The organism is Pseudomonas sp. Y24-6 (genome assembly GCF_020295325.1).
Lineage (GTDB): Bacteria > Pseudomonadota > Gammaproteobacteria > Pseudomonadales > Pseudomonadaceae > Aquipseudomonas > Aquipseudomonas gregormendelii.
The window spans coordinates 358264-380555 of the sequence record NZ_JACBXG010000003.1; the positions used below are offsets into that span (position 1 = coordinate 358264).

Consider the following 22292-nt stretch of genomic DNA (forward strand, 5'->3'; position numbering starts at 1 on the left):
ATCCCGGTAGGAGCTGCCGCAGGCTGCGATCTTTTGATCTTGGCGTCATCAAGAATACAAAGATCAAAAGATCGCAGCCTGCGGCAGCTCCTACGGGGTTTGTGTTACAACCCGGTTAGCATCGCATCGGCCGGTGCATCGGCGCGCAGTTGTGCCGTCAGCATGAAGTACACGAACCCCACCGCCATGAAGCCGAGGAAGATCAGCCCGATCAAGGTGTTGAACCAGGCCATCGCCACCAGGCATACCAGCGCCAGCAGCAGCGCAATCATCGGTACCAGCGGGTAGCACGGCGCGCGGAATGTGCGCTCCAGGTTCGGCTCGGTTTTACGCAGCTTGAACAGGCTGAGCATGCTCATGATGTACATGACGATTGCCCCGAATACCGCCATGGTGATCATCGCAGCGGTGAGGGTCATCCCGCCGAGGTTTATCAGGCCATCGCTGTAGATCGCCGCGATACCGATCACACCACCTGCAAGAATCGCGCGGTGTGGAGTCTGGAAGCGTGACAGTTTGGCCAGGGACTTTGGCAGGTATCCGGCGCGCGCCAAGGCAAAGAACTGGCGCGAATACCCAAGGATGATGCCGTGAAAACTCGCCACCAGGCCGAACAGGCCAATCCACACCAGCATGTGCAGCCAGCCGGAGTTTTCGCCGACGACGGTTTTCATGGCTTGGGGCAGCGGATCGTTGATGTTGGACAAGGTGCGCCAGTCGCCAACGCCACCGGCAAAGAACATTACGCCCATTGCCAGCAACACCAGGGTCAGGATGCCGCTGATGTAGGCCTTGGGAATCGTGCGCTTGGGGTCCTTGGCTTCTTCGGCTGCCATGGCTGCGCCCTCGATGGCGAGGAAGAACCAGATGGCGAACGGGATGGCGGCAAACATGCCGGCGATGGCCGGGGCGCCGAATACGTCCGAACCGGCCCAGCCATTGAGTGCGAAGTTGCTGAAACTGAACGCCGGTGCGACCACCCCCATGAACACCAGCAGCTCGGCAACGGCCAGCACGCAGACGACCAGCTCAAAAGTCGCGGCCAGTTTCACCCCGAGGATGTTCAGCCCCATGAACACGATGTAGGCACCCACCGCCGCATGCTTGGGATCGAGCGCCGGGAATTGCACGTTAAGGTAAGCGCCAATCGCCAGGGCAATGGCAGGTGGGGCGAAGACGAATTCGATCAACGTCGCCAGCCCGGCGATCAATCCGCCTTTTTCGCCGAAGGCCCGACGGCTGTAGGCAAAAGGCCCGCCGGCGTGGGGAATGGCGGTGGTCAGCTCGGTGAAGCTGAAGATGAAGCAGGTGTACATGGTGGCGACCATGAAGGAAGTCACCAGAAACCCCAGCGTCCCGGCGACGCCCCAGCCGTAGCTCCAGCCGAAATATTCTCCGGAAATCACCAGCCCGACCGCAATGCCCCACAGGTGCAGAGTACCCAGCGTGGGTTTAAGTTGTGTGTTCATGCGTTTGCTCCCTGAACGGTTTGGAAAGCTCGGGGGAGGGCGTGTGCAGTGGGCGTGCCAGTGTGGTAATTGCCGTCGTAAAGGGCGAAAAAACGTCGCACCAAGGATGTTTGTTGCTGAATGTGTACTGGTTGTGCGCCAGTGAGGGGCGATGCTGGCAGTTATGCCGCCTTCGCGGGCAAGCCCGCTCCTACAGTTCGCGCTGCGTCAGTCTTGACACCGCGCGCTCCTGTGGGAGCGGGCTTGCCGGCGAAGGGGCCAGTACTCGCAGCGCTGTAACGCCCGCATAAACCCACTCTTTACGCTTTCTTTATCCTCCGCCACACCCCTCGATCTCGTTCCTTTACAGCCTCTCTCCCGACAATACCTCCACACGCGGCAATACGCCGTAACACGGAGAACTTCCATGAGCGTTCTGGACGGAGTGTCACTGCTGCTGGCAGTGGGGCTGTTCATTTATCTGTTGGTTGCGCTGTTGCGCGCGGACCGGAACTAGGAGCGGGTATGCACAGTTATGACTATTGGCTGATCCTCGCATTCTTCGCGTTGGTGCTTGTGCCTGCGCCGTTTCTGGGTCGGTTCTACTACAAGGTGATGGAAGGGCAGCGCACCTGGCTGACGCCGGTGCTTGGGCCGGTCGAGCGCGGTTGTTATCGGGTGGCGGGGGTTGATCCGCAGGCCGAACAGAGTTGGCAGAAGTATGCGTTGGCGCTGCTGGCGTTCAACCTGGCCGGCTTTGTGCTGTTGTTTGCGATTCTGCTGTTCCAGGACTATCTGCCGCTCAACCCGCAGCAGTTGCCGGGCCAGGAGTGGACTCAGGCGTTCAACACCGCCGTCAGCTTCATGACCAACACCAACTGGCAGTCCTACAGCGGCGAAGCGACGCTCAGTTACCTGAGCCAGATGGTCGGCCTCACCGTGCAGAACTTCGTCAGCGCCGCCACCGGCCTGGCTGTGCTGGTGGCCTTGTGTCGTGGTATTGGGCGCAAGTCCACCAAGACCCTGGGTAATTTCTGGGTCGACATGACCCGTGCCACCCTTTACGGCTTGCTGCCGCTGTGCCTGCTGCTGGCGCTGTTCCTGGTGTGGCAGGGCGTGCCGCAGACCTTCGCTCACTACGTGAATGCCGTGACGATGCAGGGTGTCGATCAGGTGATTCCGCTGGGCCCGGCCGCCAGCCAGATTGCGATCAAGCAGTTGGGCACCAACGGCGGCGGCTTCTTTGGCGTTAACTCGGCGCATCCGTTCGAGAACCCGACGGCGTGGAGCAATCTGTTCGAATTGGCGTCGATCATTTTGATTCCGGTGGCCCTGGTCTTTACTTTCGGCCACTACGTGAAGGACCTGCGTCAGAGCCGCGCGATCATTGCCTGCATGCTGGCGCTGTTCCTCATTGGTGGCGCCACCTCGTTGTGGGCTGAGTACCAGCCGAACCCGAGCCTCAACAACGCGGCGGTGGAACAGACCGCGCCGCTGGAAGGCAAGGAAGCGCGCTTTGGTACCACCGGTTCGGTGCTGTGGTCGGTGACGACGACGTCGGCGTCCAACGGTTCGGTCAACGCGATGCACGACAGCCTCAACCCTCTCAGCGGCATGGTCGCGCTGGTCAATATGATGGTCGGCGAGGTGATCTTCGGCGGTGTAGGGGCCGGGCTCTACGGCATGCTGCTGAACGTGCTGATCGCCGTGTTCCTGGCGGGGCTGATGATCGGCCGCACGCCGGAATACCTCGGCAAGAAACTCCAGGCCAGGGAAGTGCAGTTGCTGGTGGTGACCCTGCTGGTGATGCCGGTCGGCGTGCTGGTGCTGGGCGCGATTGCCGCCAGCCTGCCAGGGCCGGTCGCTGCGGTGAGCAACCCTGGGGCGCATGGTTTCAGCCAGTTGCTCTACGCCTACACCTCGGCCAGCGCCAACAACGGCTCAGCCTTCGCCGGCTTCGGCGCCAACACGCCGTTTCACAACCTGATGCTCGGTCTTGGCATGTTGATCGGTCGCTTCGGCTACATCCTGCCCGTGCTGGCGCTGGCTGGCAGCCTGGCGCTGAAGAAAGCCGCGCCGGTCAGCCCGAACAGCTTCCCCACCCACGGCCCGCTGTTCGTGACCTTGTTGACGGTGACCATTTTGCTGGTGGGTGGCTTGACCTTCCTGCCGACCTTGGCACTGGGGCCTATCGCCGAACACTTGAGCCTGGGTTTCTAAGGAGCTGATGATGAATATGCCCGCAACCAAACCGGCTGCCGTCAAGGCGCCGGAACAACCGAAAACCGCGATCTCGGCCCTGTGGCGCCCGGCGCTGGTGCAAGCTTTCGTCAAGCTTGACCCGCGCCAGTTGCAGCGTGCGCCGGTGATGCTGGTGGTGGAACTGACCGCCATTCTGACCACCGTGCTGTGCTTCATTCCGGATCCGGCAGTGCCGACGTTTGTCGCCGCGCAAATTGCCCTGTGGCTGTGGTTCACCGTGCTGTTTGCCAACTTCGCCGAAGCCTTGGCCGAAGGTCGTGGCAAGGCTCGCGCCGACAGCTTGAAGGCAGGCAGCGAGGGCCTGAGTGCCCGGCGCAAAACCGCCGATGGCAGCTTTCAAATCGTGCCGGCCACCAGCCTGCGCAAAGATGACGTAGTGCGCGTCGAAGCCGGGGAGATGATCCCCGGTGACGGCGAGGTGATCGAAGGCATCGCGGCGGTCAACGAGGCGGCGATCACCGGTGAGTCGGCGCCGGTCATTCGCGAGTCGGGTGGGGATCGTTCGGCGGTGACCGGCAACACCCGGCTGGTGTCGGACTGGTTGCTGGTGCGGATCACGGCCAACCCCGGTGAGTCGACGCTCGATCGCATGATTGCCCTGGTCGAAGGTGCCAAACGCCAGAAAACCCCGAATGAAGTCGCTCTCGACATCCTGCTGATCGGCCTGACGCTGATCTTCCTGCTGGTGGTCGTGACCCTGCAACCCTTCGCGCATTTCGCCAATGGCAGCCTGCCGCTGGTGTTCCTCGTGGCGTTATTGGTCACGCTGATTCCGACCACCATTGGCGGTTTGTTGTCCGCCATCGGTATTGCCGGGATGGACCGCCTGGTGCGCTTGAATGTGATCGCCAAGTCCGGTCGCGCCGTGGAAGCGGCGGGGGATGTACACGTGCTGTTGCTGGACAAGACCGGCACCATCACGTTCGGCAACCGTCGCTGCACCGCGGTGTATGCGGCGCCGGGAGTGAGCGGCAGGGAATTGGCCGAAGGTGCACTGTTCGCCTCCCTGGCCGATGACACGGCGGAAGGCAAGTCCATCGTCGAATACCTGCGTGGCTTGCATCCACAGCCAGAGCCGTCGCCTGAGACCCTGACGAGCGTGCCGTTCAGTGCCGAAACCCGGCTCTCCGGCGTTGACTATCAGGGCCGCGTTTATCGCAAGGGTGCGGTGGATTCGGTGCTGGCGTTTGTTGACCTGAAACGCGCCGACCTGGCACCGGCGCTGTCCCGGGAAATCGACAAGATCGCCCAAAGCGGTGGCACGCCGCTGCTGGTGTGTGCCGACGGCAAACTGCTCGGCGCGATCCACCTCAAGGACGTGGTCAAGCCCGGCATCCGCGAGCGTTTTGCCGAACTGCGCAAGCTGGGCATTCGTACGGTGATGGTGACCGGCGACAACCCGCTGACGGCCGCGGCGATTGCAGCTGAAGCAGGCGTCGACGACGTGCTGGCCGAAGCCACGCCAGAGAAAAAACTGGCGCGCATTCGGCATGAGCAGAACGACGGTCGGCTGGTGGCGATGTGCGGTGACGGTGCCAACGATGCCCCGGCCCTGGCCCAGGCTGATGTCGGTATGGCAATGAACGACGGGACCCAGGCGGCACGCGAGGCGGCGAACATGGTCGACCTCGACAGCGACCCGACCAAGCTGCTGGACGTGGTGCAAATCGGCAAGGAATTGCTGGTGACCCGTGGTGCGCTGACGACCTTTTCCATCGCCAACGACGTGGCCAAATACTTCGCGATCCTGCCGGCGCTGTTCGCCACGATCTATCCGCAACTGGGCGTGCTCAACATCATGCACCTGAGCAGCCCGCAGAGCGCGATTCTCTCGGCGATTGTGTTCAACGCCTTGATCATCGTGGTGCTGATCCCGCTGGCGTTGCGCGGTGTGCGGGTGCAGGCAGCCAGTGCGGCGGCGTTATTGCGGCGCAACCTGTTGATTTACGGGCTGGGCGGGATTGTGGTGCCGTTTGTGGGAATCAAGGCGATCGACATGCTGTTGACGGCGTTGCATCTGGTTTGACCGCTTGTGTGGGAGCCAGCCTGCTGGCGATGGAAGTTAACGATGACGCGTTCTGTCTGGATGAGCGCGTTGAGCTCAAGTTTTTCGCGAGCAAGCTCGCCCCTACAGGGGCAGCTTGCTCACGAACCACAGAATTTGTTACCGGAATTCGAGGAATCTGAAATGTCCACAATGATCCGCCCGGCCTTGAGCCTGCTCGTTCTCATGACCCTGATCACCGGCGTTGCCTATCCCCTGGTTGTCACCGGTGTGGCCCAGGTCGCATTCCCCAGCCAGGCCAACGGCAGCCTGGTGCAGGACGCCAGTGGCAAGGTGCGAGGCTCTGCACTGATCGCCCAGGATTTCACCGGTGACGCCTGGTTCCATCCACGACCTTCAGCCGGTGCCTTTGCCACGGTTGCCAGTGGTGCCAGCAACTTCGCGCCAAGCAACCCGGCGCTCGCCACCCGGGTGGTCGACGAGGCCAACAAACTGCTGGTGCCCGGCCAGGGACCGGTGCCCTTGGCGCAACTGACCACTTCCGGCAGCGGCCTCGATCCGCACTTGCCTCCTGCGGCGATTGCCTATCAACTGGCGCGTGTTGCGGCGGCGCGTCAGTTGCCGGTGTCGACGGTTGAGCAATTGATGAATGCGCATATCGAGCAACCGCTGGTGGGCCCGCCGGTGGTGAATGTGTTGGCGTTGAATATTGCGCTGGAAAAGCTGTAGATCAAAAGATCGCAGGCTGCGCCAGCTCCTACACGAATCGTCACGGTCCCTGTAGGAGCTGGCGCAGCCTGCGATCTTTCGCGGTAACCCCCATTCCAAGTCGAACAAGGCAATAACAGATGAGCAACTCCGGCCGCGCCGACGCACTGCTAGCAGACCTGCCCCGTGACGGGCGTGGCCGGCTCAAGGTTTTCCTTGGCGCCGCCCCGGGTGTCGGCAAGACCTACGCCATGCTGCAAGCGGCCCATACCCAGCTGCGCCAGGGCGTGAAAGTCATCGCCGGGGTGGTCGAAACCCACGGCCGCGCCGAAACCGAAGCGCTGCTCGGCGGCTTGCCGCAGCAACCGTTGGTGCGCTCGGAATACCGTGGCGTGATGCTCGAGGAAATGGACCTCGACGGCCTGCTCGCGGCCAAACCCAAGCTGGTGCTGGTGGACGAACTGGCCCACAGCAACGCCCCCGGCAGCCGTCACGCCAAGCGCTGGCAGGACATCCAGGAACTGCTCTCTGCCGGTATCGACGTGTTCACGACCGTCAACGTCCAGCACCTGGAAAGCCTCAATGACCAGGTGCGCGGCATCACCGGCGTGCAGGTCCGCGAGACGTTGCCGGACTGGGTGCTGCAGGAAGCCTATGAACTGCTGCTGATCGACTTGCCGCCGCGGGAATTGCTCGAGCGTCTGCGCGACGGCAAAGTCTATGTGCCGGAGCAGGCACGGGCGGCCATCGATGCGTTTTTCACCCAGACCAACCTCACCGCCCTGCGTGAACTGGCCATGCAGACTGCCGCCGCGCAAGTCGACAATGACCTGGCCCAGGGCTATCGCCAACTCGGCCAGGATGCGCCGGCTGTGCGCGGTCGGTTGCTGGTGGGGGTCGATGGCGATGAGCAGGCCGAGCGCCTGGTGCGGCATGCCAGCCGGGTCGCCCAGCGTCGCCACCTGCCGTGGAGCCTGGTGCATGTGGACAACGGCAGCGCGGGCGACGAACAGGCACGCCTGCGCCTGCAAAGTGCCCAGCAACTGGCCGAACGCCTGGGGGGCGAGGTGGTGTTGCTGCGAGCTGGCGAGGTCGCGAAGACCCTGATCCAGCATGCCGGCGAACGTCGCGCCAGCCTGATCCTGGTGGGGCAATCCCGGCAGCGTTGGCGCCGGCGCCTGTTCGGGGGTGGCCTGGCGTCGCGGCTGTTGCGCAACGCGCGCGGGCTGGAAATCAACGTGCTCGACAGCGATCACGCGCAACATTCGCCACGCCCGCGTTCGACCCAGCCACTGGTGTGGTTCGACTATGCGCTGGCGCTGGTCGCGACCGTGCTCGCCACTGCCTTGGCCTGGGCCGTAGCCAGTGTGTTGCCGCTGCCCAACATCTCCCTGGTGTTCCTCGCGGCCGTGCTGCTGGTGGCCGTGCGCAGCAGTCTTGGCCCGGCGCTAGCCTGCGCGGCGCTGTCATTCCTGACCTATGACTTCCTGTTTATTCCACCGAATTTTTCCTTCAGCATCCAGCGCGAAGAAGACGTGCTGACCTTGTTGTTTTTCCTGTTGATGGCCGCACTCACCGGCAACCTCGCGGCGCGTCAGCGTCGACAATTGCAGGCGCTGCGCGATACCCAGGAAGAGACCAGCGAACTGCTCGACCTGTCGCGCAAACTCACCGCTGCCACTGATCGCCAGGCGGTAGTCAGCGCGGCGGCGCAGCACCTCAATGGCTGGAGCGACGTACAACTGTGCCTGCTCAATCGCGACGGGCAGGCGGGCTGGAAAGTTGAAACCGGTGGCCCGTTGACCTTCACCGAAGCCGAACGCGCAGCGGCCGACTGGGCCTGGCAACACGATCAACCGGCGGGTGCGGGAACCGGGACTTTGCCGATGGGACGCTGGTGGTGGTGGCCGTTGTCGGTAGAGGACGGACCGCTGGCGCTGCTCGGCGTCTGCGCCAGGGAAGGCCATACCTTGAGCGGCCAGCGCCGCCGCCTGCTGACCGCCTTGAGCCAGCCACTCGCCCAGGCACTGGCCCGTGCGCAACTGGCCCAGGACCTCGAGGCGGCGCGTCTGCACGGTGAAACCGAGCAACTGCGCAGTGCCTTGCTGGCCTCGGTGTCCCACGACCTGCGCACGCCGCTGACCTCGATGCGCGGCAGCATCGACAGCCTACTGGCGCTCGGCGAAGCGATTCCGCTGGAAGACCGCCGCGAACTGCTCGAAGGCACTCGCGACGAAGCCGAACGCCTCGATCGTTACATCCAGAACCTGCTGGACATGACCCGCCTGGGCCACGGTGCGTTGAAGCTGGCGCGGGACTGGGTGTCGCCGGCAGACATCGTCGGCAGTTCGCTCAATCGCCTGCGTGCGGTGCTCGCGCCGCTGCAGGTCAGCACCGAAGTGCCCCCGGAGTTGCCGCTGCTCTACGTGCACGCGGCGCTGATCGAACAGGCGCTGGTAAACGTACTGGAAAACGCCGCGCGGTTTTCCCCGCCTCAGGGCCGCCTGCAGTTGAGCGCTGGTGCCAATGACAGCGAGTTGTTTTTCTCGGTCAGCGACGAAGGGCCAGGAATTCCGGAGGACGAGCGGGCAAAGATTTTCGACATGTTCTACACCGCCGCACGGGGTGATCGGGGCGGGCAGGGCACCGGGCTTGGCCTGGCGATTTGCCAGGGGATGGTGGGCGCTCATGGCGGGCGGATCAGTGTCGCGGACGGGATCGAGGGCCGGGGCACCTGCATCACCCTGCATCTGCCACTGCAAGAACAGCCGGACGTTGAAAGTGAAGCCTGATACCCTTTGGATCTCTCTATGCCGCGATCAGAATTCATGAGCCAGACCGCGACCATCCTGGTCATCGACGACGAACCACAGATCCGCAAATTCCTGCGCATCAGCCTGGTTTCCCAAGGTTATAAAGTACTGGAAGCCGGAACCGGTACCGAGGGGCTGGCGCAGGCCGCGTTGAGTAAACCTGACTTGCTGGTGCTCGACCTCGGCCTGCCGGACATGGACGGCCAGCAGGTGCTGCGCGAGTTTCGCGAGTGGTCGACGGTGCCGGTGCTGGTGCTGTCGGTGCGTGCCGGCGAGGGGCAGAAAGTCGAGGCGCTGGACGGCGGTGCGAATGATTACGTGACCAAGCCGTTCGGCATCCAGGAATTCCTGGCCAGGGTCCGCGCGCTGTTGCGCCAGGCTCCAGCCGGGGAATCGCAGCAGGCGGCATTGAGCTTTGGACCGCTGACCGTAGACCTGGCCTACCGCCGGGTGCTGCTCGACGGCGCCGAAGTCGCATTGACCCGCAAGGAGTACGCAGTGCTGGCGCAACTGGCCCGGCATCCGGGGCGGGTGATTACCCAGCAGCAATTACTCAAGGATATCTGGGGGCCGACGCACACCGAGGACAGTCACTATTTACGGATTGTGGTGGGGCATCTGCGCCAGAAACTGGCCGATGACCCCACACAGCCGCGCTTTATTGTGACTGAGGCGGGGGTGGGGTATCGGTTGCTGGGTGGGGACAGCCTTTAACATTCGTATTGAATGTCCTGGCGTCATCGCGGGCAAGCCCGGCTCCCACAGGTTCGAGGTTGTTCAAAAATATTGTGAATCAACTCATAACCTGTGGGAGCCGGGCTTACCCGCGATGAGGCCCTTGAATCCTGCACAATTCTAGGGACTGCGACCCTGCTCTTCCTCATACCGATCCAGCGTATCGCGCGCAATTTCCCGGCCCAGCGCGATCAATTCCGGCGCCTTGTAGAACTCGAAAAACCGGCACACCCGCTTCGGCACGTTGATCAGGATATCCGGCGGATACCCGGCAATCTTGTACTGCGCCAACGAAGTCTGCATCACCTCGAAACTCTGGTTGATCAAATCCAGCAGCGACGCCGGCCCGACGTTATCGATAATGAACGACCCGGTGGCGGACTTCGGCGCACCCCCGGCCTCCGGAGCGGCGGCCGGTTGCTGGGCTTCAGGCTCGGCCGATTCGATCCACGGATTGATATCCGCCCCTTGCGCCTTCAGTGCTTCTTTCTCCAGCGCCAGCAATTGCTCGGCCTGCTTGCGTCGGAACGGCAACTTCGACCCCAGCGAATTGATCAGGCTGTCGAAGCGACTTTTGAACGCAGGCGGGCGCGGGATCACCGGCAATTGATAATGCCGCTGGTTGGTGGAGTTGAGATTGACCGCGATGATCAGGTCGCAATGGCTCGAGACCACCGGCACGATCGGCAGGGGGTTGAGTATCCCGCCGTCGACCAGCATGCGATTGCCTTGCATCACCGGGGTGAACAGGCTGGGGATGGCCGCCGAGGCGCGCATGGCCTGGTGCAGGCAGCCTTCCTGGAACCAGATTTCCTGCTGGTTGGTCAGGTCGGTGGCCACCGCCGTGTAGGGAATCCGCAGTTCCTCGATGTTGATCTCGCCGACGATCTTGCGAATCTGCCCGAACACTTTTTCGCCGCGAATCGCCCCCAGGCGGAAACTCACGTCTACCAGACGCAACACGTCGAGGTAGTCCAGGCTCTCGATCCAGTTGCGGTAATCCTCGAGTTTGCCGGCGGCGTAGATCCCGCCGACCACCGCGCCCATGGAGCAACCGGCGATGCACGCGATGTCGTAGCCTCGCCGTTCGATCTCCTCGATGACGCCGATATGGGCATAACCCCGGGCGCCACCTGATCCCAGTACCAGTGCGACACGCTTTTTCATGAATCGCCCTCGTCTGACAAGGTTCAACAATGCACCCAACGAGGGGGGCGCTTCAATCGCCAAGGTCGTTCAGGCAGGCGAAGACGTCGTTTTTTCGACACTCCGTGGCGGCGCAAGGGTATCTTGCTCAGCGCGACAGTTTCAGCAAGGCGCTCAAGGCACTTTTCAAGCGCCAGACCGTCTTACCTGCACGACTGTTTTCCTATTTTTTGAGGTGTAAGTGATGAAAGCCTGGATCTGTGTACCCTTGATTGCCCTGGCACTGGCCGGCTGTGCCGGCAAGACCGCCTACCGCGACAGCTGCGGCAGTGGCATCGATGCGGCGTGGCATGAGCTGGACCTGGCCAAGGCGGAGGGGTTTGCCGGTACCGTCAGCTACTCCAAGGCGCTGTCGTTGCTGACCGGTGCGAAGACCCAGCAGCAATTCGAGGCATTCGAAGGCTGCACCAAGAAAGCCGAAAAAGCGCGCTTCTACATTCGTGAGTCACGCGCGGGTCGTTGAGGCATGATGCAAGGCTGAGGCGCCATTGGGAAAAAGGAGCAAGCGATGTCCGGGTTGGTTGATCGGTTAGTGGCTCATGTGACGGGCCTTGAAGTCGGTGTGATGGCGAGTCAGGCGCGCCTGGAGGCACGCACCGACCCTGAGGCCCTGCACGATCTGCGCACTACGGTGCGCCGTCTGCGCAGCCTGCTGCGGCCCTTGCGCGGCTTGCCCGGCGTCGCTCAGCTGGAAGCGGCGGCGTCGCGGGTCGGCGACCTGACCACGCCGCTGCGCGACCGCGAGGTGTTGGCGGCGTACCTGCTCTCGCACGATCAACCGCAAGCGGCGCAACGGCGCATGGCGCAAATGGCCGAGGCGTATCCTGCAGTCGCCGCCAGCACCGAGCTGGCGCAACTGCTGCAGATCCTCGACGCGTTTCCGCGATTCCTGCGGGCGTCCCAGCGCCAGGGACTGCTTAAGGGCCTGCGCCCAAACATCGAAAAGCGCCTGGCGAAACAGTGGAAAAAACTCGACACCGCCCTGCACGATCCCGCCCACGACCGCCATCGCCTGCGACTGCTGATCAAGCGCGTGCGCTATGGGATCGAGGCCTACCCCGAACTGGACCGCTTGCCCAAGGCCGCACTGCCGCGCCTGAAAGCTGCGCAAGCGGCCCTGGGTGACTGGCACGATTGCTGGCAGTGGCTGGCGCGCGCCGAGCACGAGGCCGATCTGCAACCCTGCATCAGCACCTGGCAAACCACCATGGCCAAGGCCGAAAGCCGCGCCGACCGGGTGCTGGACAAGCTCAGTGCGGACTGCTTCAAGTCCTGACAACCGGCATCGCTACCGCAAGCTGCGACCTCCTGACTCGGCATCCCACCACCCCCGTAGGAGCTGCCGCAGGCTGCGATCTTTTGACGTTGATCCTTGGCGTCATCGCTGTCGCCCAAGATCAGATGATCGCAGCCTGCCGGCGGCAGCTCCTGCGGGATATGCGTGCGTCTCGGCCTATCTGTCGGTGGATTTGTCCGGAATAAGCCCTGTATCGCCTCCCGCGTCTGGTTAACATCCCTGCATCCCCATCTGCTCCGAGGTTTTCATGCGCTTCTCCGATCTGCTTGACGCTGTTCGCAGCCAACCGCTGGAACTGAGTATTCCAGCCGAATGGGCCCAGGGCCGGGCCAGTTTTGGTGGTCTGGTGGCCGCTTTGCAGTACGAAGCGATGCGTGCCCAGGTGCCGGCAGATCGTCCCGTACGCTCGCTGGCGATCACCTTTGTCGGGCCGGTCGAGCCGGATGTACCGGTCAGTTTCGAAGTGGATGTGCTGCGTGAAGGTAAAGCCGTCAGCCAGGTGTTGGGCCGGGCGATGCAAAAAGGCCAGGTGGTGACCCTGGTGCAAGGCAGCTTCGGCGGATCGCGTCCGTCGGAGGTGGCGGTGAGCGCACAACCGGCGCCGGAAATGAAACATTGGGAAGAATGCCAGGAATTGCCCTATATCAAGGGCATCACGCCGGAATTCATGCGCCACCTGGCCATGCGCTGGAGCGTCGGCGGGCTGCCGTTCACCGGCAATACTTCGCGTCAAATGGGGGGATGGGTGCGCTTGCGCGGGGACGTCAAGGAAGAGCCGGTCACCGAGTCGCACATCCTGGCGCTGGTCGATGCCTGGCCTCCTGCCTTGTTGCCGCATCTGAAGAAACCGGCCATGGGCAGCACGCTGACCTGGACCATCGAATTTGTTCAGCCGCTGCTGGAGGTGAGCACGCTGGACTGGTGCAAATACCTGGTTGAAATCGAATACGCGGCGGATGGCTACGGGCATGCGGCTGCCAAGCTGTGGAGCCACGACGGTCAATTGATCGCCATGAGCCGCCAGACCGTGGCCATTTTCGCCTGATCAATGCCGGCGGTGGCGCTCACGCCAGGCGCGCCACCAACCGCCGCTGAGAAGGAACCGCGGAAAGGTCACGAACTGCTCGACCAGCAGGCGCGACACGGCGTCCTTGCGACCGCTGAAGGGTTCGGATGCCTGTTTTTCCAGGGTATGCCCATGGCGCTGCAAGCCCAGGGCGGCGAGCAGCCCGACGATGCCGATGGCAAAGTTGACGAAGCTCAAGCCGAACACACCCGTCACGATCAGCAGGAACGCCAGGATAAACAGCGGTACCGCAAGCAAGTGCAACACCAGATTGGTCGGGTGCTGATGATTGTTGGGGTACTCCCGCCATTGCCAGGCGGGAAGGTTGGGATGACGCTTGCCCATGATGCTGATCCTCGATCCGTGTTGAACACATGATTGAAGAATAGGCCTGGGACAGCGCAGCGGCGAATGGAGGTTGGCTATCGGGGTGATAGCGCAAGGTTCAAGATGTGTATTGATCAGGACGTTGGGGACTCAGAGTTTCAACTGCCCAATCGCCTTGCTCAATTCCCCCGCCAACGCCGCCAGTTCATTACTGGTCAGCGCCGAACTCACCGTTTGCTGCACCGTGTTCTCGGTCACATCGCGAATGCTCACCACCGCCCGGTTCATCTCTTCGGCTACCTGGCTCTGCTGCTCGGCGGCCACGGCAATCTGCGTGTTGCTTTCGCGCATCTGTGCCACCGCACTGGTGATCTGCGCCAGCGCCGCGCCCGCTTCCTGCGCCTGCTGTACGCAGTCGTCGGCCTTGAACGAACTTTCCTGCATGAAATCCACCGCATCGCGGGTGCCCGCCTGCAGGGCCGAAACCATACGGGTGATCTCGTCGGTGGAGGCCTGGACGCGCTTGGCCAGGTTGCGCACCTCATCGGCGACGACTGCGAAACCCCGGCCCATCTCTCCGGCCCGGGCCGCTTCGATGGCCGCGTTCAGCGCCAGCAGGTTAGTCTGCTCGGCGATGCTGTGAATCACCCCGACCACGCTGTTGATTTTCTGGCTGTCTTCGGCCAGGCGCTGGATCATCTGGGCCGTTTGCTGCACACCGGACGATAGCCCGGCAATCGACAACTGCACGCGGCTGACCACGGCCTGACCGCTGCCCGCCAGGGTGTCGGCGGTTTGCGACAGGTCGCGGGTGGCGCCGGCGTGCTGGGCGATGTGATAAACCGTCGCGGTCATCTGGTTGATCGCCGTGGCGGCCTGGTCGGTTTCGCTTTGCTGGCCAAGCATGCCGTGGCGCACTTCGTCCATGCTCGAAGCCAGCCGCGCCGCACCGTCATCCAGCTGCCGCGCGGTGCTGGCCACGGTATTCACCACGCGTTGATAACCGGCCTGCATCGCGTTAAACGCATTGGCCATTTGCCCGACCTCGTCGGTGCAGGCCAGGGGCACGCGGGCCGACAGGTCGCCGGTTTTTTCCACGTGCAGCATCACGTCTTTCAACGTGTTGAGCTGGCTGAGCAGGAAGCGGATCAACAATTGCGATGCGCCGAGCATGGCCAGCATCAGGATAAACACCGCCACCGCGTAGTGGGCGAAGCGCTCGCCGAACACCTGGGTCAGGCTCGGGCCATGGGCGATGATCGCGACGTTCTGGCCATCCTGGCGACTGAAGACTTCAGCGCCCATCAACGGATTATCGCCGAACAGCGGCAGGGAATTGACCTCGACCCAGCCACGGGCGCCGGTCAGCGCCGGCACCGGTTGTCCGTCAATGATCGGCGCTGGCCCGTTGGAGAAGGCCAGCACGTTGTCGGCCTGGGGCAGCGGTTGCCCGTCCGGCCAGGCTTTCAGGAGGCGCGCCTGGGCCTGCGCCGACGCCTGGGCAGCGTGACCGCGTGCCTGCTGTTCGAGTTGCACGGCGTACAGCACCAGCAACAAGGTCGTGACGAAGGCGACGGCGTTGACCGCCCAGAATTTGTATTTCAACGAGATGTTGCTAAGCCAGGCACCCATGGAGGTCTTCTCTGATAGCGGAAACAATTATGGCAAGGTGCCATTATTGTGCCGGGATCGGGCGGAAGGGTCTTGATGTGGATCAAGGTTCCCGGTCAGGCTGGACACAGCCATTGCCTGCGTAATGCGCTATCCTGCGCGCCTTAAAATTTCCCTCGCTACAGGATCGCGTCCCATGAAAGCTGCACTCGTCGAACTCATCAGCAAAATCAGCTCCGGGTGCATGAGCGCTGACGAAATCCTCAAGGTGGCGGACGAAGCGGCCCAGGCCTACGCCGACCCGCAGGCGTTCCTGACGGCGAATCCGGACATCAACTACGACGACACTTTCCCGATCCCGCTGGGGGAATGGGTGGTGGTCGGCAGCCTGCCGGAAACCGTGCTGTTCCAGGCCGATACCTACATGGACCTGTTCGCCCTGATCGTCGCCTCGTTCGGGCCGGGCGTGGACTTCAACATCAAGCCCAAACAACTGGCCAAGACCGAAGCCCTGACGGCGCTCAATCGCATCCAGGTGCAGATGGGCAGCATGAACAAGGAAAACGGCGGCTACACGCTGATGAACTTCAGCCAGTTGCTCGATGATGAATTGCAAGTGGTGCTGGTGTACGGCGACGACGTGCCGCGGGTACTGGAATTGTGCGCCGAGGTCGGCATCGCCGCCGCTCCATCCCTGGAAGCCCTGAAAGTCGCCATCCACGTTTAATACAATAAAACGGAACCCTGGCATTGGCCGGCTATCCTAAGAGGGCAAACCACTCTTAGGGAGCGTCACCATGGGTTCCACGTTCAACGGCCTGATTGGCCTGATTATTCTTGCCCTGGACATCTGGGCCATCATCAACGTGCTGAAAAGTGGCGCATCCACCGGCATGAAGATCGTCTGGGTGCTGCTGATCCTGCTGTTGCCGGTCCTGGGCCTGATCATCTGGGCCATCGCCGGTCCGCGGGGCAATGTGCGGATCTGACGCATTTTTCAGCAAAGCACCCATCCTGTGGGAGCTGGCTTGCCGGCGATTGGATCAACGCGGTGTGTTTGACAGACCGCACCGTCTGTATCGCAGGCAAGCCAGCTCCCACATGGAATCAAACTTGCCCTGCAACTGAGGTTCGACCTGTCATCTTCCGCGTCGTAGAATGCGCGCCTTTCCCGGGCAATCGAGCAAATCGATTGGCCATCATGGGCGGGTAACCGTCCGTTGCCACCGCATTCATCGGAGCACTTCCCATGAGCACCACCCCAACCAGCGAATACCTGGAAACCCTCTACGAAGGCTATGGCCAGCGTTTTCGCATGGAAAAACTGCTGCACGAAGTGCGCACCGAACACCAGCACCTGGTGATTTTCGAAAACCCGCGCATGGGCCGGGTCATGGCGCTGGACGGCGTGATCCAGACCACCGAAGCCGACGAATTCATCTACCACGAAATGCTCGCCCACGTGCCGATCCTGGCGCACGGGACCGCCAAGCGCGTGCTGATCATCGGCGGCGGTGACGGCGGCATGCTGCGTGAAGTGGCCAAGCACCGTGGCGTCGAGCACATCACCATGGTCGAGATCGACGGTACGGTGGTGGATATGTGCAAGGAATTCCTGCCGAACCACTCCAAAGGCGCGTTCGACGATCCACGCCTGAACCTGGTGATCGATGACGGTATGCGTTTCGTCGCGACCACCACCGAAAAGTTCGACGTGATCATCTCCGACTCCACCGACCCGATCGGCCCGGGCGAAGTGCTGTTCTCGGAAAACTTCTACCAGGCTTGCCGTCGCTGCCTGAACGAAGGCGGCATCCTGGTGACGCAGAACGGCACACCGTTCATGCAGATCGAAGAAGTCAAAACCACTGCCGGACGCCTGCGCAGCCTGTTCCCGGACTGGCATTTCTACCAGGCAGCCGTACCGACCTACATCGGCGGCTCGATGACCTTTGCCTGGGGCGCGACCGACACCCGCTATCGCAAACTGTCCCGTGAAACCCTGCAGCAGCGCTTTGCCGGCAGCGGAATAATCACCCGCTACTACAACCCGGAAATCCACATCGGCGCATTCGCATTGCCGCAGTACGTACTGCAGGCCATCAACAAGCCAAGCAACGACTGAAGGCACACGCATTGACTGTAGGAGCGAGCTCGCTCGCGATGGACGTCAACGATGACGCGGGTTGCCAGATTAAACGTGGCGCCTTCAAAGCCATCGCAAGCAAGCTCGCTCCTACAGTTTTTTGTGTCAACCGGTGAATAATCCGGGGGAACGATCACCCCGTGCAAAAGTCCAGATAGATGTAAGCCCACTTGCGGGTTTTATCGAGGAGGCACTGATGCAAAAGTGGAAAATCACTTTCGTGGATGATCACGGTGAAACAGTCGACGAAATCTTCGAGTGCGAGGAGTGCCCGGACAACGAGCACGCCGCCAAGCTCATCAAGGCTCGTCTGCTTCCTGTCGCGGCGGAACTGGATCTGAATGATCTGGAAGGGCGTACCGCCGACGCGAGCGTCAAAAGTCTTAAATCCCAGAACAGCATACAAATCCTCGGCATCACTCCCGTCTGATACAACTCCTGTCACATTTAAACCAGGCCTTGGCAGCTGCTCGGTCAAAGGGCTACTCTGCAGAAGAGATCAGCGATTGGATCGCTAAGGTCTGGTCTTGTCAGCTACATGCTTGATTCCCATCGGTGACCTGGTTACCGGCTCGTCCTCACTATTCGGCTGGGGGCGTCGGGGAGCACGGAAAGTCTATCCATCGGATTGAGGAGGACGTTTCATGAGCACAGCCTATCAAGAAGACATCAGCAGCAGCGTGTTGCGCCGCATGAAAGAAGGCGGTTTCGATTTTTCAAAATTTCATCCCATCGAGTTCTACGCGATTTTCCCCGACGAGGAGCGGGCCCGCAGGGCAGCAGGTCATTACCGTGGTGAGTCCTTGAACGCGCAGATCAGTGTGCGCGACGACGGCGCATGGGCGCTGGAACTGAGCAAGGTCATGTACGCCACCTACGATGACATCGGCGATTTCGAACAGGGATTCGAGGCAGTGGTAGAGCCTCTGGGCGGCATCATCGAAGGATGGGGCGTGAAGCAGGAGGTACGAGGGCGACTCGCATAACATTATGAACAGCAACAACACCCAGCAACGGCTGACCTTCGGGTTGGCCGTTTTTCGTTCAAAAGCATGATCAAAAGATCGTCCAATCGCGGCCCGAACTTCGGCACCTCCTATATTGGAATGCGCCCTCCGCGGGAGCCGCCGAAGGCTGCGATCTTTTGATCCTGCTTTTGATTCAAAAAGGCAAAAAAAAACCGCCCAAAACAGGCGGCCAAAAGGGAAGTTCGATGAGCTTTTCAGCGAATAAGCCAATTATCCCCATCGTCAGGCGGGCAGTGAAATCAACTCTGACTATGCTGGTGATAGCGACAGCATTGCTTCGCAATGGAGCGGGGGCGATCAGGTTGGGGCATTTGCCGCACGCAATTGGTGCGGTGTTTTCACAGCTTTTATCCAACTGATTGATATAAAAGCGTTTATGCCGATGGCACGGGCCTTGCGATGCCTAGATGTCCGGGTGACAAGGAGTACGGCATGATCCGCACCTATTTTGATGAGATGTACGATGCCGGCGGCCAGGTCCGCCCGCATTACCGGGAATTTGCCCGTTGGCTGGCCGAAACGCCTGACGAGTTGCTGGCCCAACGGCGCCGCGAGGCCGATCTGCTGTTTCATCGAGCCGGTATTACGTTCACGCTTTACGGCGACGAGCAGGGCACAGAGCGCCTGATTCCGTTCGACACCATCCCGCGGAGCATTCCCGCGAGCGAGTGGCGGGTAGTCGAACGCGGTTGTATCCAGCGGGTCAAGGCGTTGAACATGTTCCTCGCCGACCTCTACCACGAGCAGCGCATCATCAAGGCCGGGATCATTCCGGCGGAGCAGGTGCTGGCTAACGAGCAGTACCAGTTGGCGATGCAAGGGCTCGACCTGCACCGGGATATCTACTCACACATCTCCGGTGTCGATCTGGTGCGCGACGGTGACGGCACCTACTACGTGCTCGAAGACAACCTGCGTACGCCCAGCGGCGTCAGCTACATGCTCGAAGACCGCAAGATGATGATGCGCCTATTCCCCGAATTGTTTTCGGCCCAGCGCATCGCTCCCATCGACCACTACCCGAACCTGTTGCTCGATACCCTGAAAAGCTCCAGTCCCATCGACAACCCCAGCGTGGTGGTGCTGACCCCGGGCCGCTTCAACAGCGCGTTCTTTGAACATGCGTTCCTGGCGCGGGAGATGGGCGTCGAACTGGTCGAGGGCGCGGACCTGTTCGTGCGTGACGACAAGGTCTTCATGCGCACGACTGACGGGCCGAAGGCGGTCGATGTGATCTATCGCCGACTCGACGACGCATTCCTCGATCCGCTGGCGTTCAATCCAGACTCCATGCTCGGCGTGCCAGGGCTGCTGTCGTCCTACCGTTCGGGCAACGTGGTACTGGCGAATGCCATCGGCACCGGGGTGGCGGATGACAAATCGGTGTATCCGTTTGTCACCGACATGATCCGCTTTTACCTGGATGAAGAACCGATCCTGAAGAACGTTCCGACCTTCCAGTGTCGTAATCCTTCTGAACTTTCCCACGTGCTGGCCAATCTTCCAGACTTGGTGGTCAAGGAAACCCAGGGTTCGGGGGGCTACGGAATGCTGGTCGGGCCGGCCGCGACGGCGGCGGAAATCGAGTTATTCCGCGCGCGCATCAAGGCCAAGCCGCATGCCTATATCGCGCAGCCGACCCTGTCGCTGTCGACCTGTCCGACCTTCGTCGAAAACGGCATTGCGCCACGGCATATCGACCTGCGTCCGTTTGTATTGTCCGGCCGTGAAACCCGGGTGGTGCCCGGTGGCCTGACCCGTGTTGCGCTGCGCGAAGGCTCCCTGGTGGTGAATTCCTCCCAGGGCGGTGGAACCAAGGACACCTGGGTAGTCGAGGATTGAAGGAAGCTTGCCATGTTAAGTAGAACTGCCTCGGATCTGTATTGGATGTCGCGTTACCTGGAGCGGGCGGAAAACCTCGCACGGATGCTCGACATCAGTTATTCGCTGTCGCTGATGCCACAGGATGGCCGCGGCGACGGCTTGCACGAACTGGCCATGCCGCTGCTGATCACCGGCACCCTGGAGGATTATCTTGAGCGCCACGGCGAACTGCACGCCGAGCGACTGCTGCACTTCTTCGCCCTGGATGCGGCCAATCCGGCCAGTATCTACAGTTGTCTCGGTTCTGCACGAGCCAGTGCCCATGCCGTGCGTGGGCGGATTACCGCCGACATGTGGGAAAACATCAATGCCACCTGGCTGGAAATCCGCGGTATCGCCGACCAGGGCTTGAGCCGCTATGGCATGAGCCGCTTCTGCGAATGGATCAAGGAACGTTCCCACCTGTTTCGCGGCGCGTCCTACGGCACCATCATGCGCAACGATGCGTTTCGTTTCATTCGCCTGGGCACTTTCATCGAGCGCGCCGACAACACCCTGCGCCTGCTCGATGCGCGCTACGAAATGGCCGGTGACCAGGCGGAAGCGGTCAGCGACGGCACCGCACATGCCTATTACCAGTGGAGTGCGCTGTTGCGCGCGCTGTCTTCATTCGAGGCCTACACCGAGATTTACCGCGACGCGCCCGGCGCCCGCCATGTTGCCGAATTGCTGCTGCTGCGTGCCGACGTACCGCGCTCACTGCGCGCCTGTACCGAAGAAATCGACCAGATTCTCGCCCAGCTTCCAGGCGCCAACGGCCGACCGGCCCAACGCCTGGCCGCAGAAATGGACGCGCGCCTGCGCTACACCGGCATCAACGAAATTCTCGACGAGGGCCTGCACGCCTGGCTGACCGAGTTCATCCCGCTGGTGCGCCAGCTGGGCAACGCCATTCACAGTTCCTACCTGGAGGCTGCATGAGACTTTCCATTAGCCACGAGACCACCTATCACTACGAAGATCAGGTGCGGGCCAGCATCCAGTACCTGCGACTGACACCCCACGACAGCGAGCGCCAGCATGTGCTCAGCTGGCAGCTCGACCTGCCGCGCCCGGTGCGCGCGCAGCTTGACCCGTTTGGCAATATCCTGCATGTGCTGACCATGGACGAACCGCACGAGGCCATCATCATCGGCGCCCGTGGCCAGGTCGACATCGACGAGCTGCGCGAAGCCGAGCATGAAAGCCAGTCGGCGCTGCCGTTCCTGCGGTTCACCCGCCTGACCGAACCGGATGAAGCCTTGCGCGCGTTCGCGGAGAAGCAATGCAAGAAGCGCCGCGATCGCACGGCGCTGATCGACCTGATGCACGGCCTGAATTCGCACATGACCTACACCCCGGGCTCGACCGAGGTCGACACCAGCGCGGCCCAGTCCTTCGCCGGGCGCTCCGGGGTTTGCCAGGACCACACCCACGCCTTCCTGGCCTGCGCCCGCAGCCTGGGGATTCCGGCGCGTTACGTATCGGGTTATTTGTACAGCGAGAACAGCGAGCATCTGGCCAGCCACGCCTGGGCCGAAGCCTGGCTGGATGACGCCTGGTACAGCTTTGACGTAACCAACGAACTGGCCCGGCCCGAACGCCACCTGAAATTGGCCGTGGGCCTGGACTACCTGGACGCCTGCCCAGTACGCGGCATGCGCCGCGGTGGCGGCTGTGAACAGATGCACGCAAAGGTGTTCGTCTCGCCGACGCCATTGCCGGTTTTTTCGGTCCAGGAGCAGTAACCCGGAGACCGCATCGCGATCAGTTCAGC

22 protein-coding genes and 1 pseudogene are annotated in these 22292 nt (G+C 61.9%); 18 read left to right on the plus strand and 5 right to left on the minus strand.

The window, feature by feature from the left end; translation table 11 throughout:
- Positions 1–104: 104 nt before the first annotated feature.
- Positions 105–1469 carry an ethanolamine permease gene (gene eat, locus HYI44_RS08020; RefSeq protein WP_225569128.1) on the minus strand — a complete coding sequence of 455 codons (1365 nt, stop codon included), beginning with the start codon at positions 1467–1469 and terminating at the stop codon, positions 105–107.
- Positions 1470–1875: 406 nt separating this feature from the next.
- On the opposite strand from eat, the gene kdpF reads away from it, so the two are divergent.
- From kdpF to HYI44_RS08050, 6 genes are all read left to right on the plus strand, one after another.
- Positions 1876–1965 carry a K(+)-transporting ATPase subunit F gene (kdpF, locus tag HYI44_RS08025; protein WP_007899818.1) on the plus strand — a complete coding sequence of 30 codons (90 nt, stop codon included), beginning with the start codon at positions 1876–1878 and terminating at the stop codon, positions 1963–1965.
- An 8-nt stretch (positions 1966–1973) separates the two neighbouring features.
- The gene (gene kdpA, locus HYI44_RS08030; RefSeq protein ID WP_122838049.1) at positions 1974–3668 is read left to right on the plus strand and encodes a potassium-transporting ATPase subunit KdpA; all 1695 of its coding nucleotides are present in this window, start codon (positions 1974–1976) and stop codon (positions 3666–3668) included.
- A 10-nt stretch (positions 3669–3678) separates the two neighbouring features.
- A complete protein-coding gene (gene kdpB / locus HYI44_RS08035; RefSeq protein WP_122838050.1) occupies positions 3679–5736 on the plus strand; it encodes a potassium-transporting ATPase subunit KdpB in 2058 nt (685 codons plus the stop codon).
- A gap of 162 nt (positions 5737–5898) precedes the next feature.
- On the plus strand, positions 5899–6444 hold the full coding sequence (gene kdpC, locus HYI44_RS08040; protein WP_122838051.1) for a potassium-transporting ATPase subunit KdpC: 546 nt from the start codon (positions 5899–5901) through the stop codon (positions 6442–6444).
- 119 nt (positions 6445–6563) lie between these two features.
- Entirely contained in the window at positions 6564–9215 is a 2652-nt protein-coding gene (locus HYI44_RS08045) for a sensor histidine kinase (RefSeq protein WP_225569129.1), read from the plus strand.
- Between the two features lie 36 nt (positions 9216–9251).
- Positions 9252–9950, plus strand: a complete 699-nt coding sequence (locus HYI44_RS08050; RefSeq protein ID WP_122838620.1) for a response regulator — start codon at positions 9252–9254, stop codon at positions 9948–9950.
- Positions 9951–10091: 141 nt separating this feature from the next.
- On the opposite strand, the gene HYI44_RS08055 is transcribed toward HYI44_RS08050, so the two are convergent.
- On the minus strand, positions 10092–11138 hold the full coding sequence (locus HYI44_RS08055; protein ID WP_225569130.1) for a patatin-like phospholipase family protein: 1047 nt from the start codon (positions 11136–11138) through the stop codon (positions 10092–10094).
- A 223-nt stretch (positions 11139–11361) separates the two neighbouring features.
- Here HYI44_RS08055 and HYI44_RS08060 point away from each other — a divergent pair, with 223 nt between their 5' ends.
- The 3 genes from HYI44_RS08060 to HYI44_RS08070 all read left to right on the plus strand — a co-directional run bounded on the left by HYI44_RS08060 (position 11362) and on the right by HYI44_RS08070 (position 13519).
- Positions 11362–11640, plus strand: coding sequence for a hypothetical protein (locus tag HYI44_RS08060; protein ID WP_045058957.1), 279 nt, complete (start codon positions 11362–11364; stop codon positions 11638–11640).
- 45 nt (positions 11641–11685) lie between these two features.
- Positions 11686–12453 (plus strand): CHAD domain-containing protein, encoded by a 768-nt coding sequence (locus HYI44_RS08065; RefSeq protein WP_225569131.1) that lies wholly within the window; start codon positions 11686–11688, stop codon positions 12451–12453.
- A 268-nt stretch (positions 12454–12721) separates the two neighbouring features.
- The gene (locus tag HYI44_RS08070; RefSeq protein WP_225569132.1) at positions 12722–13519 is read left to right on the plus strand and encodes an acyl-CoA thioesterase; all 798 of its coding nucleotides are present in this window, start codon (positions 12722–12724) and stop codon (positions 13517–13519) included.
- Here HYI44_RS08070 and HYI44_RS08075 read toward each other — a convergent pair whose 3' ends face one another.
- The 3 genes and pseudogenes from HYI44_RS08075 to HYI44_RS29535 all read right to left on the minus strand — a co-directional run.
- Complete coding sequence (locus HYI44_RS08075) at positions 13520–13885, minus strand: Mpo1-like protein (protein ID WP_045058960.1); 366 nt, start codon at positions 13883–13885, stop codon at positions 13520–13522. It lies immediately after the preceding gene.
- Between the two features lie 132 nt (positions 13886–14017).
- On the minus strand, positions 14018–14566 hold the full coding sequence (locus HYI44_RS29530) for a methyl-accepting chemotaxis protein (protein WP_412548476.1): 549 nt from the start codon (positions 14564–14566) through the stop codon (positions 14018–14020).
- Between the two features lie 321 nt (positions 14567–14887).
- Positions 14888–15499 (minus strand): annotated as a pseudogene (locus tag HYI44_RS29535) (HAMP domain-containing protein); the annotation flags it as partial.
- 175 nt (positions 15500–15674) lie between these two features.
- Here HYI44_RS29535 and HYI44_RS08085 point away from each other — a divergent pair.
- The 9 genes from HYI44_RS08085 to HYI44_RS08125 all read left to right on the plus strand — a co-directional run bounded on the left by HYI44_RS08085 (position 15675) and on the right by HYI44_RS08125 (position 22263).
- Positions 15675–16205, plus strand: a complete 531-nt coding sequence (locus HYI44_RS08085; protein WP_122838057.1) for a hypothetical protein — start codon at positions 15675–15677, stop codon at positions 16203–16205.
- A 70-nt stretch (positions 16206–16275) separates the two neighbouring features.
- Positions 16276–16467 carry a PLDc N-terminal domain-containing protein gene (locus HYI44_RS08090; RefSeq protein WP_028622263.1) on the plus strand — a complete coding sequence of 64 codons (192 nt, stop codon included), beginning with the start codon at positions 16276–16278 and terminating at the stop codon, positions 16465–16467.
- Between the two features lie 260 nt (positions 16468–16727).
- Positions 16728–17603, plus strand: a complete 876-nt coding sequence (gene speE / locus HYI44_RS08095) for a polyamine aminopropyltransferase (protein ID WP_225569134.1) — start codon at positions 16728–16730, stop codon at positions 17601–17603.
- A gap of 217 nt (positions 17604–17820) precedes the next feature.
- The gene (locus HYI44_RS08100; protein ID WP_045058993.1) at positions 17821–18054 is read left to right on the plus strand and encodes a hypothetical protein; all 234 of its coding nucleotides are present in this window, start codon (positions 17821–17823) and stop codon (positions 18052–18054) included.
- A gap of 214 nt (positions 18055–18268) precedes the next feature.
- Positions 18269–18610, plus strand: a complete 342-nt coding sequence (locus tag HYI44_RS08105) for a ribonuclease E inhibitor RraB (protein WP_045058964.1) — start codon at positions 18269–18271, stop codon at positions 18608–18610.
- A 158-nt stretch (positions 18611–18768) separates the two neighbouring features.
- Positions 18769–19011, plus strand: a complete 243-nt coding sequence (locus HYI44_RS08110) for a hypothetical protein (RefSeq protein WP_225569135.1) — start codon at positions 18769–18771, stop codon at positions 19009–19011.
- Positions 19012–19084: 73 nt separating this feature from the next.
- Positions 19085–20494, plus strand: a complete 1410-nt coding sequence (locus HYI44_RS08115; protein ID WP_045058965.1) for a circularly permuted type 2 ATP-grasp protein — start codon at positions 19085–19087, stop codon at positions 20492–20494.
- Positions 20495–20506: 12 nt separating this feature from the next.
- Positions 20507–21457, plus strand: a complete 951-nt coding sequence (locus HYI44_RS08120; protein ID WP_045058966.1) for an alpha-E domain-containing protein — start codon at positions 20507–20509, stop codon at positions 21455–21457.
- Positions 21454–22263 (plus strand): transglutaminase family protein, encoded by an 810-nt coding sequence (locus HYI44_RS08125; RefSeq protein ID WP_045058967.1) that lies wholly within the window; start codon positions 21454–21456, stop codon positions 22261–22263. The genes HYI44_RS08120 and HYI44_RS08125 overlap by 4 nt, the downstream gene beginning before the upstream one ends.
- The last annotated feature ends 29 nt before the right edge of the window (positions 22264–22292 follow it).